At 44.9% G+C, this 14259-nt stretch carries 10 protein-coding genes; 7 read left to right on the top strand and 3 right to left on the bottom strand.

Annotation, left to right across the window (positions count from 1 at the left end; genetic code table 11):
• The first annotated feature begins 60 nt into the window (after positions 1-60).
• Positions 61-1050, top strand: coding sequence for a C40 family peptidase (locus H9659_RS12365; RefSeq protein ID WP_191691014.1), 990 nt, complete (start codon positions 61-63; stop codon positions 1048-1050).
• Between the two features lie 18 nt (positions 1051-1068).
• Complete coding sequence (locus H9659_RS12360; protein WP_191691013.1) at positions 1069-3111, top strand: glucosaminidase domain-containing protein; 2043 nt, start codon at positions 1069-1071, stop codon at positions 3109-3111.
• 74 nt (positions 3112-3185) lie between these two features.
• Here the strand turns inward: H9659_RS12360 and murJ are convergent, their stop codons facing one another.
• The 3 genes from murJ to csaB form a co-directional block, all read right to left on the bottom strand.
• The gene (gene murJ, locus H9659_RS12355) at positions 3186-4691 is read right to left on the bottom strand and encodes a murein biosynthesis integral membrane protein MurJ (RefSeq protein WP_191691011.1); all 1506 of its coding nucleotides are present in this window, start codon (positions 4689-4691) and stop codon (positions 3186-3188) included.
• A gap of 91 nt (positions 4692-4782) precedes the next feature.
• A complete protein-coding gene (locus tag H9659_RS12350) occupies positions 4783-5958 on the bottom strand; it encodes a glycosyltransferase family 4 protein (RefSeq protein ID WP_191691008.1) in 1176 nt (391 codons plus the stop codon).
• Between the two features lie 3 nt (positions 5959-5961).
• The gene (gene csaB, locus H9659_RS12345) at positions 5962-7083 is read right to left on the bottom strand and encodes a polysaccharide pyruvyl transferase CsaB (protein WP_191691006.1); all 1122 of its coding nucleotides are present in this window, start codon (positions 7081-7083) and stop codon (positions 5962-5964) included.
• Between the two features lie 518 nt (positions 7084-7601).
• On the opposite strand from csaB, the gene H9659_RS12340 reads away from it, so the two are divergent.
• The 5 genes from H9659_RS12340 (at position 7602) to H9659_RS12320 (ending at position 13811) form a co-directional block, all read left to right on the top strand.
• The gene (locus H9659_RS12340; RefSeq protein ID WP_191691004.1) at positions 7602-8345 is read left to right on the top strand and encodes a WecB/TagA/CpsF family glycosyltransferase; all 744 of its coding nucleotides are present in this window, start codon (positions 7602-7604) and stop codon (positions 8343-8345) included.
• Positions 8346-8350: 5 nt separating this feature from the next.
• Positions 8351-9628 (top strand): nucleotide sugar dehydrogenase, encoded by a 1278-nt coding sequence (locus H9659_RS12335; protein ID WP_191691002.1) that lies wholly within the window; start codon positions 8351-8353, stop codon positions 9626-9628.
• Positions 9629-9915: 287 nt separating this feature from the next.
• On the top strand, positions 9916-12708 hold the full coding sequence (locus H9659_RS12330; RefSeq protein WP_191690994.1) for an S-layer homology domain-containing protein: 2793 nt from the start codon (positions 9916-9918) through the stop codon (positions 12706-12708).
• A 354-nt stretch (positions 12709-13062) separates the two neighbouring features.
• A complete protein-coding gene (radC, locus tag H9659_RS12325) occupies positions 13063-13470 on the top strand; it encodes a RadC family protein (RefSeq protein ID WP_404828985.1) in 408 nt (135 codons plus the stop codon).
• Positions 13470-13811: a hypothetical protein gene (locus H9659_RS12320; protein WP_191690989.1), complete on the top strand. Its 342-nt coding sequence runs from the start codon at positions 13470-13472 to the stop codon at positions 13809-13811. The genes radC and H9659_RS12320 overlap by 1 nt, the downstream gene beginning before the upstream one ends.
• Positions 13812-14259: the final 448 nt, after the last annotated feature.

The following is a 14259-nucleotide window of genomic DNA, read 5'->3' as shown; positions in this document are numbered from 1 at the left end:
TAGAAGAATGGTAGAATTGACACAAGATAACTTTTAGATAATTAGAAAAGGGTGGATGAATTGAAAAAGATACTGACGCTGCTTATGGCCTTGGGGTTACTTCTTATGCTAGTTCCATCTAGTCTCGGCAAAGAAGCGCATGCCTCTATGAGAGTGGATGTACCAAATTTCGCGTTGAAGTTCAAAGGGACACCGTACTTATGGGGTGGAACAACCCCCGCAGGATTCGATTGTTCCGGCTATATACTTCACGTCTATACCCATTTTAACGTGTCCCTGCCTAGGACATCAGAAGACCAGTTCAAAGTGGGAACGCCTGTCTCATTAGAAGATTTACAACCAGGAGATTTGGTTTTCTTCAAAGATACATATAAAGCCGGAATTTCCCATACTGGAATCTATTTGGGGAATAACCAGTTCATTTCCGCTGCGAGTGCAGGTGTCACGGTCGACAAGTTAACAGGGCATCCCTACTGGGGACCCCGTTATGCAGGAGCAAAACGCGTATTGCCTTTTAAACAATTTACAGACTTGCCAGAAAGTCACGCGGCGTATGAAGCTGTCCAAGACTTAACAGAGAAAGCGATTATTTCAGGATTTCAGGATGATAGTTTCCGACCGGATCTTTCCATCACGCGAGGACAAGCCGCGGCGATGTTGAATCGTGTGTTAAAACTGAAAGCGACAAACATTGGAAAATTCACGGATGTGCCAGCAAATCATCCATTTTCGGCCCATGTGGCGGCAATGAACCAAGCAGGCATATTAAAAGGGTATGACGCGACAACATACGGCTTCAATGACGAACTGACGAGGGGACAACTCGCAGTCATCATGGATCGGGCCTTTAAACTTACGGAAAAATCTGGAAACAACGTGTCTACAGCGTCTTTGTATAAAGATGTACCTGCAACACACTGGATGTCGAATTCGATTCTTGCATTAAAAGTAGTCGATCGTACAAAAGTATTCCAAACCGCAACATATGACGTAGGAAAACCGACAACACGTGCAGAATTTTCAGCAGCAGTTTACAGCGCGATCAACTAAACCGATAGGAGAATGAGCATGTTTAAAAAAATTATTGCTAGTTTACTAGCAATCGTCTTAGTTTGGACAATCGTTCCAACTAGCTCACATGCCGATGAGCTGGATGGTCTGACACTGGAGAAGGAAATGCGGGAGATGATCAGCAGAGGGATCATTAAGGGCTATACAGGTGGAAAAGTCTACCCGAAAGCGGAAGTACGGCGCTCTGATTTTGCTGCGTTCCTAGCTAGAACACTTAAATTACAAAATGAGATTCCGAACTTTGTAGACGTGAACAAATCAGCAGCAGTCGCAGGGGAAATCGGAGCGATTCAAAAAACAGGCTTCATGACGGGAACGCTAGACGGGAAATTCATGCCGGACAAGGTCATTACAAGAGAGGAAATGGCACTGACAATGTCACGAGTACTGGAAGCACATAACTACACACGTACAGGTCAAGACATCATTATTGAAGATCATAAGAGTTTCACATTGAACGGTGGAATTGTTGCAGCGCAGTGGCTGGCATCTGTAGATCTTATGAAGGGCGGATCTGGGACACAAGGACCGAAATCCTTCATCTTCAAGCCGAAGGATAGTTCACTTCGCGACCAAGTTGCTGCCGTCCTTTACCGTTTTATTCAGTTGGAGGAGAACATGACAACTCCAGAGCCACCGAAACCGCCTACTGAACCGGAACAGCCGAACAATCCGGATGCCTATAAGGTGGGCTCCATCCAAAACGGGAAAGTGGTTGAAACGTCTGCACAATACAAATCATACGATGAGGCATTAAAAGTCCTCTCGAACTCGAATGATTTGCGCGTCATCGTGAAAAACAAAGACATCATCAAGATGAAAACCGGATTGGCATTTGCTGCTGCAACTCCAGGAAACACGACAATCATTTATGAGGATACAGCATTTAAACAGCAACTTACGTATGTCCAGAAGGGGCGGGAGTTGAAACATAGAGGTAGTGGACCTGATTATGCAATCATCGAAATTGGTGGCCGGACAGGGTATGTGAAGCACAACGAAGTGGATTTAGTCCCAAAAGAACTCGTCACTGGACGAGATTCCTATAAGAGCCAAAACGGACTGCTGTATCACTCCACGTACAATAACTTATCGAAGAGTTATGGGACATATGTAACTGGTCCGGCTCCTGATAGTCTAGTTCCGAACCGCGATTATTATAGTTATGACGGAGTTCGTTTTACAGACGAAGCGGGAAGAATTCAGGCAACTGAATTTCAATACTTCCAATTCCTATCCGCACGTGTTGCAAGTGTCTATACGGCTCAACAGTTGGATGCTGTAATTCAGCAACTCTTGACAGAACGTCAAGCGACCGGTGCAAGCCGCTATGCGAATGCAACTACAAAGTCGAAGTTAGTTGGACTTGGTAGTAAGTTGAAAACCTTGGAAGGCCAGCATCGCGTGAATGCATTGTTCATGTTGGCGGCAGCGATCCACGAAAGTGATTTCGGGGTGAGTGAAAAAGCAATGACGTGTAACAACCTATTTGGCATTAAAGCGTACGATTCCTCTACTAAAGTGTGTGAGACGAAGTTCGCAAAACCGGAAGATAGTGTGAATTCATTTGTAGGGGATTATATGAACAAAAACTATTTGAATCCGCTAGGCGCTTATGCAAATGGAGCGGTATCGGGTAACAAAAGTGTAGGAGCGAACGTAAGATACGCATCTGATCCTGACTGGGGTGCAAAAATCGCCGGTCACTTGTATACAATTGACAGCAAGCTAGGTGGCAAGGAGTACAAGCGCCTTACACTTGGACGCATCAATTATTATAATAAATACAACGGAGTCAATGTCCGGACTTCACCAGGCGTAACAAATTCCAACTTGCTGTTCTCATATAAACCGAAACCACTAGGGGAAGACGATCTATTTGGCTATCCGGTTGTCATCGTAGATGAGGTGACTGCAGCAGACGGTCAGAAGTGGTATAAGATTGTGAATGACATGAATCCACTACACAATGGGAAGCCGACACCTGAATTTGTATATGTGCTCAGTGAACTTGTCGCGGTGTCCTCGAATAAAAAATAACAAAAAGGATGTAGCAACCGTTGTCAATCGACGGTTGCTACATCCTTTTTAATACGTTTAGCGAAGACCTACTATTAAGACCTTTTTAAAAGACTTAAAAACCGTCTGAACCCAGCACGATAAAACACGAACAGCATCCCCGCATATACGACAACGCCAAGCGGTGCCAACGTCGCAAGCTGTATAACCGGACTAAGCGATCCCAATCCGACAAACACTTTCGCAGCCCAAACAACCAGCCCCATGATCACCGTAGGAATGAGCACTTGCGGAACCATCCGTCCAAAACGCGCCAACTCCTCCTTACCGAGATCCTTATACACGACCACCATCGATACGGCAAAGAAGTAAACACTCACAATGGACGTTGCAATCGCAAGTGCCGGATAGCCGAAGCGATCGACCAACAGCCAGTTACTCAGGAAGTTGATCAGCACCGTCGTCACACTGATCCGGAACACCACTGCGGTCTTGCCGCGTGCATACATCGACTTCGACAGCATGAGCTGCATCCCTTGGAACACAATGACCGGCAAGTACAGCATGAGTGCAATGTGTGTTTTATGCGTGTCAGTGGGTGTGAATTTCCCGTGTTCGTAAATGAAGGCAATCACAGAGTCTCCAATGACTAATAAACCCGCTGCGATTGGCAACAGCGTCACGAGTGAGATCTCCATCCCGCGGAAAAACGTCGCCTTGAACTTCGCACGATCCTCTGTCTGCTCACTCATTAACGTGAAAATGATCGCAGCCAGCGTCGTTGCATAGATCGCATTCGGAATGCTGATGATTAGCGATGCATTGTTCAGGTACGTCACAGCGCCGTCAATTCCCGACGCAAACGCCTTGTTTACGAAAAAGTTCACCTGACCGACGACCGAGTTCAGCAGCGACGGCACAATCAGCAGCAAAAACGCGTTCCGGAACTTGATGTCCATCCGGAATTCCAAGCGATACTTGTAATCAGACCGGAACAGATAATACAGCTGCACGATAACACCAAGGATCGTCCCGAAGATGAATCCATATGCCAAGGAAAAGATGCCCCACTGCTCATTGAACAGCACTGCGAAGATCACCGAAAACAGTGTAGCGAGCAGCTTCGACATCTGCGACGGCACGAAGATCCGCCTCGACTGCAAATAGGAATCTAAAAGTCCACTCAACGCGATCACCGTCATGAACGCGAAGAACACCTGCGTCATCGGAATCGCGATTGTCGCGATCTCGTCCGACATGTTGCCGTACATGATAGGCAGGAAATACGGGGCACCGAACCAGCCGACGAAACTGATGCCGACGAACAGCACCATCGTCCAGTTCAGCAACGCGTTCGCATTATGGTCGCCCGCTTCGCCTGATTTTCGGTTCTTGATATACATCGGTAAAAAGACGTTATTGAAGCCTGTCGAGATCATCGCAACGACGAGGGTGATGAACGGGAACGCGAGGAAGTACGCATCCGTCTCGGACGATACCCCGAATTTTGTGCTGACGATCGATTCCCGCAGCAGCCCTGACAGCTTCAGCACGAGCGCGAGCACTGCCGTCCACAGTGCCGCCTGTTTTAACTTGCCCATAGTAATCCTCCCAAATCACGCCGGCCAATCGGACCGAGCGTGCCGTCTAAACTGCGAAAAGCTCCCTGATTCGCACCAGGGAGCTTCGCAATCAGTGTTTCAATGCTTTCAAGTAGATCGCTTCGTATTTCTCGGCAGCTGCAAAGTGTGAATATTCCTCAATGATCTTCGCCCGCCCCGCTTTTGCAAGCTGTTCGCCGTATGCCGGATCTTCAAGCAGCCGGATCATCGCATCGCTCAATTGTTCCGGATTTTGCTCTTCTACAAGCAAGCCGTCTTTTCCGCTATCGACGATCTCTTTCAGCCCACCGACCGCACAGGCGATCAAAGGAACACCGGAACCCATCGCTTCCAAAGCGGAAATAGACGTCGCTTCTTCAACGCCTGCGGAATAGATCGACGGAACAAGTGCTACATTCGCAAGTGCGTAATACTGCATCATCACTGAGTGATCGACTGCACCGAGCATCGTAATGTGATCGGATACGCCAAGTTCCGCAGCTTTCTGCTTCATCGGCTCCATCATTTCGCCAGTTCCCGCAAATACGACCCGCGCATTCGGGAACTTTTCCACAACAGCAGGGAGTGACAGAATCGGATACATGACGCCATTTTTTTTCGTCAGACGACGCGGCACGAAGAAGATCAGTTCGTCTTGGGAGAATCCATATGTATCCCGGAACTCTGTACGACGTTCGATTTCCGGCTTGAATGACTCCACATCGATGAAGTTCTTGATCATATGACCCGTCACGCCAGTTTCCTTCAAAATGTATTCCTTGATCCGCGTATCGACCGTAATCACTTCGCGTGTAGACTTATAGCCTCTGCGCTCAGCCTCTTGCAGTTCAGCCGCTTCTGGAGAACCTTCAATCACAGTTCCTTTAGAAATGCCTTCAAACGTCAAATAGCCATGAACCGTACTCACAACAGGCACATTCGTTTCAAGCGCCGCAAATGTCGTGAACACGTCTTGCGCGTTGATGATGTCGTATTCCTTCTTCGACACCGCTTCTTTGATCAGACTCGCAAGCTCGTCCTGACGACGTTTCAGCGTCCAGACATAGCCTTTGCCTTGCTTCATTTTATTGAGTAAGAATGCAGGGCCACGGACGATTCCGTCACGCTTCCACTTTGGCACGTCTGTGAACGACACGACATCGACTTCATGCCCGCGTGATTCCAGTCCTGCCTTCAATGTTGTCAAGTGGACGGACAGTCCGCCCAAATGAGGATAATCATATACAGTTGCCAGTAAAATTTTCACCGTTTAACGGCCTCCATTCAAAAACTGTTCCCGCAGCAGATCGACATTGCGGATTGCTTCGCTTCGTAATACCTGGACGTTCGGCTCCATCTTTTGTTTCAACGCCTCACTGTTGTCGAGTGCGTAAATTGCTTGTTCCAGCAAACCTTCTTTTGTGAATGAACCCAGTTCAAACGAATGCTCCCACATACCCGAACGCTTCAAGAAGCTCTCGACTTTACGGTCATAGCTCAGTCCGACGTGAGGGACGTTCGACAACGCTGCGAAAATTAGCGCATGCAAGCGAAGCGCAATCGTCAAGTCCGTCTGTTCAATGAAGTTATAGAACTGATTCGGAGTGAAGTGCTCACCGAGAATCTTCGTCTGATCCGCATATTTCATAAAGGCTTGTACTTTCTTCGAGACGTTCGTGTCATATGGCGGCTCCATCGGGACAAATACCGGCGTTACATTCCGTTGTTCGATCAATTCATCCAACGTCCACGCCATCTTTTCGATATACTCGTCTTCATGCTCGAACCACGGACGCGGCGCAACCGCAACTAACCGTTCGTCGCCAGTCAGATCGAGTGAATCATAAGCAGAAGTATCTTCATCCGGTTTGAATGCAAACACGATATCTGCAGTGACAACCGTCTCCGGCTTCGTGACACCCAAGTTCTCCAAGTACGTCTTCGAATACTCGTCCCGAACTGTAACGAAGTCGGCTTTGTTCGCTAGTCCTTTCATTAAGGTCTTGCCCCAGTTACTCGTAACAGGTCCGATCCCTTGAGAGAAGAACATGACCTTCGTTCCGCAAAGTTTTGCGAGTAAAACGATTAGCAAGTAGTAGGGAAGGGGACCGAAAAGGAACTTGGTCGGGTACGTATCCTGCAGCAACCCGCCGCCTCCGGAAATGAGCAAGTCCGCTTTTCGGAGCGCCTTGACTTTCTCCTTATTTCCATGGCGCCATCCACGGTACACCGCAGAGACGCTATGATCGGACGCCGTCTTCTCAGGAGACAACGAGAACACCGTAATCTCCGGATTATCCAACTCCGCACGCAAGTTATCGATGATGGCCTTCAAAATCGCCTCATCCCCAGTATTTCCTAATCCGTAAAACCCGGACAGTACAATTTTCAAAATAATGATCCTCCTTAGATATGTACGTACATTTTTAATGAAGAAATAAATAGTGTTTATCTGCGTTGCAGACGGACGCTTTCCGCGGGCTCGATCTCAGCCTCCTCGGTCGCTACGCTTCCTGTGGGGTCTTCGATCTTCGCTGATTCCGCAGGAGTCGCCGTCTTCCACTCCTATAAACGGATACTTAGTATAGATAACGAAATGTCGAGTAGAAAGATTCCTTATATAGACACTTAGGTTTGTGGCTGCGTCCGTTCGACTCCTGAGGGATCAGCGAAGGCTTAAGACCCTGGACTGAGCGAAGCGAGGGAAGCGGCTTAAGTCGAGCCCCTAGGAAAGCGAACGGTAAGCAGCCACAAACCGTTTCAATGTAATCTCATTATAGTTATAAATAATCAAACCAAGTCTGCACACTATCGGGCTAATTTTAGCACTATCTCAACAGGCTGTGCAACCTGTTGTCGTTTCTGATATACTTATACAATTGAAAGTGAAGGAAACGAGGGACTATCCGCATGAAAGAATCGTACCTAGGGGTGAACGTGTCCCCTTTGACATATGAAGGTATTATTGAAGAAATCCGGTCGCGCATGTTGCGTCGCGAGCAATCGACAATTATTGCCGTTAATCCTGAAAAAGTCATGACCGCCCAAAAGGATCCACAAGTGCGGGAACTGATAAATGGGGCAACGTTCCAGATTGCAGACGGCGTTGGGATCTTGCTAGCCTCTAAGTTGAAAAAAGGGAGCATCACTTCACGTGTGACAGGTGTCGACATGATGGCGCGTTTGCTGAAGTTTGCAGCAGAGGATCATCATCCGATCTATCTTTACGGCGCAAAAAAAGAAGTTGTGGAACAAGCGGCAGTGAAAATCACGGAACAAAATCCTGGAATCGAGATTGCAGGACTGACAGACGGGTATGAACAGGATGAGGAAGCGCTCGTACAACGAATACAAGAGAGTGGAGCTGAAATCCTGTTCGTAGCACTTGGAAGTCCAAAGCAAGAATTATGGATCCGCCGCAACATGGACAGGCTGGAAAACGTCCTAGTATTCCAAGGAGTCGGTGGGAGCTTTGACGTGTTCTCTGGAAATGTGAAAAGAGCCCCTTCGCTATTCCGTAAAACAGGTACCGAATGGTTTTACCGGCTTTGCAGCGATCCAAAACGTATCAAACGCCAACTGAACTTACCGCGTTTTCTAGTTAAAGTCCTAGTTGCAGACAAAAAGAACGAATTGAATGGAAAAGAGGAATAACAATCATGAAAAAGTCAATCTGCGTTGTTGGTCTTGGATATATCGGTCTCCCGACATCCGTCATGTTTGCCAATCACGGCCACCGCGTACACGGTGTAGATATCAATGAAAAAGCAGTAGAAGGAATCCGTAACAAAAAGTTACATATAGAAGAGAATGGTTTACAAGAACGGTTAAACGAAGCAATCGACTCTGGCATGATGACGGTGTCCACCACACCGGAAAAAGCGGACGTCTACATTCTTGCCGTCCCTTCACCGATCAAGGCGGACAAGACAGCAGAGATGAAATATATCGAGAGTGCAAGTGAATCCATTGTTCCTTACTTGGAAAAAGGCAATCTGGTCGTACTTGAGTCGACTGTTCCCCCGCGAACGGTCCAAGATGTCGTGATTCCGAAACTAATAGCTTCCGGCCTTGAAATTGGTACGGAACTGTATGTCTCCCATTCACCTGAACGTGTCATTCCTGGACGAGTATTCGAAGAACTAATTTCAAATGACCGCATCATTGGAGGAGTCAATGAAGTATCCTCTCAAATGACGTCAGACTTGTATCGTTCTTTTGTGAAAGGGCAGATGCATGAAACAGATGACACAACAGCAGAGTTAGTTAAAGTGATGGAGAATACGTATCGCGACGTCAATATTGCGTTTGCGAACGAACTAGCTAAAATCTCAGGGGAAATCGGTGTGGATGTATGGGAAGCAATCCGTCTAGCGAACTTCCACCCAAGAGTCAATATCCATCAGCCAGGTCCGGGTGTCGGCGGACATTGCATCGCAGTGGATCCATGGTTCCTTGTTGAACTCAAACCGGAGCTTGCACAAATCATTCACTTATCTCGTCAGACGAATGACGGGATGCCCGCTTATACTGCAAAGACTACAAAAAACATTGTAAAACAAGCTGGAACTGAGAATGGAAAAGTTGCCGTACTGGGACTAGCATTCAAAGGAAATATTGACGATATGCGTGAAAGTCCTTCTATAGATGTAATCAATGAAATGAAAGCACATGAGCTAGTTGTAAAAGCATATGATCCTCATATACACGTAAACAATATTCCAGAACAAGTACAAAATATGGACGACGCGTTGGCGGATGCTTCCATTATTGTAGTATTAACAAACCACGATGAATTCAAGGAATTGAATCCGGAGAAAGTAGCAGAAAAGATGTCTGCACGAATTATTTTCGATACGAAAAACTGTATTGATCGATTGAAATGGGAAGCCGCTGGATTCGAAGTACACATTTTAGGGGACGCGAAAAACCAATGAAATCCCTGTAAAATAAGGGAAGACGAGCACAGGATAGCCATGTGCTCGTCTTTTTTATGTAATCATTATAAAGTTTTTGTAACATTAAGTTGTATTTCGATGATAGTTTGATATAATAGGTATGAGTTTAAATGACGCTTAGCAGATTGCTAGAAAACTAGAGTGAATCTCGTATTCTCTCTTTAAGTTTGTGCAATTTGCGAAACTGCGATAGAATTTAAACTATGTCTATTGCTACTAAAGGCATTGGGACTAATTTACCTACATTCAAGGAGGAATTCTACAAAATGGCGAAACAACCAAACGCTTATAAGAAATTCGTAGCAACAGCTGCTACAGCAACTCTAGTTGCAACAGCATTAGCACCGGTGGCATCTGCGGCTCCAGTCGATAGCTACAAAGATGTTAGCAAAGATTACAAAGACGCAGTAAACTACCTATTGGAAAACGGTATTGCACAAGGTACTTCCGATACTACTTTCGGTACTTCTAACAATATCTCACGTGGAGATGCAGCGGTTATGATCGCTAACGCATTGAAGCTTGACACTGCTAACGCAAAAGACCAAGGCTTCCAAGACGTGAACTCACGTGTTGAAGGTGCAGTAAACGCTATCGTTGAAGCAGGAATCGCTTCTGGACGTACAACTGCTAAGTTCGACCCAGCTGCATACATCACTCGTCAAGAAATGGCGAAAATGCTTGCGAATGCTTACAAATTGACAGCTACTGAAAAAGCTGGCTTCAAAGATGTAAACAAAAACTGGATCGATTATGTTTCTGCATTGAAAGAAAACGGAATCACTCTTGGTAAATCAGAAACAATCTTTGCTCCTGAGCAAAACTTGACTCGCGGAGAATTCGCTTTGTTCGTATTCCGTGCAGAAAATCCAGATCCTGAGTTAGCAATCGTTGAGGCAGTAACTGTTGTGAACGAAACAACAACAACTGCTACACTTAAAACAGCAAACAAAGAATTGACTGCTAAAGACTTTACAGTTTTAGTTAACGGTAAAGAAGTAACTCCTACTAAAGTAGAGAGCGATGCTAAAGGTGAAGTTTACACAATCACTCACGCTAGCCTAAAAGATACTTCAGGTACTGTTTCTGTAAACGGTAAGCAAGCTGCATTCAACTTTGTTGTTGTAGAGCCTAAAGTTGAATCAGTTAAGGCGATTAACGCTACTCAAGTTGAAGTTAAATTCAACAATGAAGTAGATGCTGCAACAGTATTTGCTGCAGGTACAAGCGGCACACTTAAAACAGGTGTATTCGCTTTTTCTAACTTGGACCCGAATTCACCATTAACTAACAATGTAGCTGGTAACTCTGCCACTGGTGAATTGTCAAAAGACGGTAAAACTCTAACTATTACAGCTGATACTGGTAAAGTATTCGAAGGTCGTTACGATGTGAAAATTGACGGTCTTAAAGACGTTGATGGTAAAAAGGTCGAAGTCTTCGAAAAGAAGGTTTTAGATTTAGGTAAAGATACTACTGCTCCTACTATTACTGGTACAGAGCGCGTTTCTGCTAACAAAGTAAAGATTAAATTCTCTGAGCCTGTTCAAGCTCACACTCCAACTTACACTTATGCTGACGGAACTACGGAATCAAACGTAACAACGACAGTTAGTGCTGGAGCAACCGAGGTTCTTGTTGACTTGTCAAATGCAGGTGTTCCAGTTAATAAAGAAATCACAGTAACATTTAATGGTTTGAAGGATATGGCTGGTAACATTGTTACTCCACAACCATCCACTGTTAAAATTACAAAAGAGCAGGTAGACGGTGTTGCACCTGCAATTAGCTCTGTTACTCAAACAGGAGCTAAAACTTTCAATATCAAGTTCTCGAAAAACGTAGAAGATATTACGTTCACTGCTGATGGAACTGAAGTAGATGTTTCAGGTACGCCTGCAGTTACTGCTATCGATAAAGTTTCTGCTAACGAATATAAAGTAACAGTCGACGCTAACCTTGATGGAGCAACTACAGTAACTGTTAAAGCGGGTAAAGCGGTTGATTTAGCTGGTCAAACAAGTGCTACAGACTTGTCAAAAGTTGTAACGTTTAGTCAGGATGTTGTAGCGCCAAAAGTAACAGCTTCTAAATTAGTTGTAGACAAAAACAATGCAGAAGTACTTGAGTTAACATTTGATAAAGATGTTACTGCTGGTGTAGTAACTTTAGCAGGTAAGCAAGTCAAGGATTACGTAACTACAACTGGTATTAATGAAACACCAACAGCAGTTTATGCAGATGGTAAGGGAACGAACAAAAAGGTTCTTCATGTTCCATTGTCAGCTGCAGCTCTTAAAGTTGAAGGTGCTGCATACGACCTAACTGTTTCTTCAACTGCGGTAACAAGTGTCTCAGGAAATAAAGCAATGGACAGTATGAAAGTACAGTTTACACGTGGTAAAGATGGAGTTGCTCCAAGCGATGTCAAGACTGCACTTAAAGCAGTTACACCAATTGCACAAGATGCATCTATTAACAATAAGGTAACTGTAGAGTTTACTGATAATGTTGATGGTGCTACTGGTACTAACGTTGCAAACTACAAAATTGATGGAGCAGTAGTCGAGTCAGCAAGAATCGTAGCTGGTTCACCGAAGATTGTAGAGTTAACATTGAAGGCGGATTCTAATACTTTCACAGGAGTGCGTAATGTAACTGTTGAAAACGTAAAAGCTGCAGGCTCTTCAGTTGCTATGGATAAGTACACTGGAACAGTAACTCTTAAAGAAAACGTAGCTCCAAAGGTAGAAAAAGCAGTTTTAACAACTACTACTGAAGTAACGTTAACATTCTCTGAAGCAGTTTCATTAGGAGCTTCTTCAACTGATGATTTTGCTTTGGTAATTGGTGGTAAGACGGTTGCAACAACAGTAACAGCTCCTACTTCTGCGGCATCTTCTGTTAAGACAGTAGCTTTGACACTAGGTACAGCTGTAACTGCAGAAGATATTGCAAAAGGATTAGAATTGAAAGTACTTCCAACTACTCTTGATGTTAAAGATGCAGCTGGAAATAACCTCTTCACTTCTGGGAATATCAAAATTACTAACAATTAATACTGAGTCTAGACTGTATATTAACATCGGTCAAAACCCGGTTATATGCAATACTAATCAACCAAACTGAAAGTGGTTGAATGGGAGAGTCCTCTAATCGAGCAATCGGTTAGAGGGCTTTTCTTTTGCGCTCACAATCGTACCAACTAGATTTTCAAATTTATATTATAACCTAGATAGAAGAAGCGTCCTCATCCATTCAACAGGGTGAGGACGTTTTCTAATTTAGGAGGAGAAACCATGAATGAAACTAACCCGTACACGAACACTCAACACGCCACAGAAACATCACTCACACAGTCTGCACAATCCAAGTCACATCCAGCCAAGCGAGTCGACGTCGTGTCCTTGAAGATGGTGAAAGAAAAGAGTTTGATGTACGCCAATCGGTCTATTAAGTCACCAGAAGACGGCTATCACTTGTTCAAACAGTTTCTAGGAGAACTCGACAGAGAATACTTTGTCGTCATGTGTCTCGATGTAAAGAATCAACCCACACACATTAACGTATGCCATGTAGGCAGCCTGAATTCTAGCATTGTTCATCCAAGGGAAGTCATGAAAACCGCCATTCTCTCTAACTCTTGTTCTATCATAGTGGCGCACACTCACCCATCTGGCAATCCGAGTCCAAGTCCTGAAGATATTGAAGTTACTAAGCGATTGATTGAAGCTGGAGACATAATCGGCATTGATGTACTCGACCATCTCATTATTGGTGAAGACGATTTTGTCTCTTTGAAAGAAAAGGGGTACATGTAATGACAAACCAACTCAATCAAGGCAAGCTCATTTCTAGTGAAGTTCAGTGGTTCATTCATACTTTACGAAAAGACTACGGGGTGAAAGTGACCGCACAAGACGTTAGTACCGAAGGATTGGAATTAGGCATGGACGAAGTGGATGCGGCATTCATTCCACAAGAACTGTTTGAAATCATTCCTAGTACCTTACTCTACGAATTGATGATAGTAGAAGATGGCGAAGAGAATGTTTGGTGTGGGGCTGTAGGATTCTACCCTAGTAGTCCTCAATGGTGTCTACAAGTCATCACAAAAAACGATGAAGTCCAACTCCGAAAACTGCTGTCCATCATCGACTAAGACTCACGACCGTACTAATCAAATATCCTAGCAATCTCAAGACCGTTCTACTTTGCAAAAGAAGAATTGGACGAGAAGTTTGCTAGGTCAACAAACCACAGGTTTTCACAGGCTAAAAACTGACGACAGAAATATAATACTGGCGTGAGTTCATCTGTTTGCACATTCCATCATCGCACTGTAATGACCATTCAAATTCAAAGGAGATGCTTTCCATGTGGAAAAAATCAGCACTTGCCATATTAGTAACAGTACTTGCGGAAATCAGTAAGGAACTCTCTTCATTTCAAGAAACCAGTAAGAAGCTACCGGAAAGGAAGTCGTCATGAGTAAGCTACCGAAACTACCCATCGCGATTCCAGCACCTGTCATTGAGCTAGTTGTCACACTTCTAGTTATCATCATCAAACGGAAATAGACCATGAATGCCTCTCTTTGAGGTACTCAT

It is taken from the genome of Sporosarcina gallistercoris, from assembly GCF_014836415.1.
GTDB classification, from domain to species: domain Bacteria; phylum Bacillota; class Bacilli; order Bacillales_A; family Planococcaceae; genus Sporosarcina; species Sporosarcina gallistercoris.
This window is presented reverse-complemented; position numbering and strand designations above follow the sequence as displayed.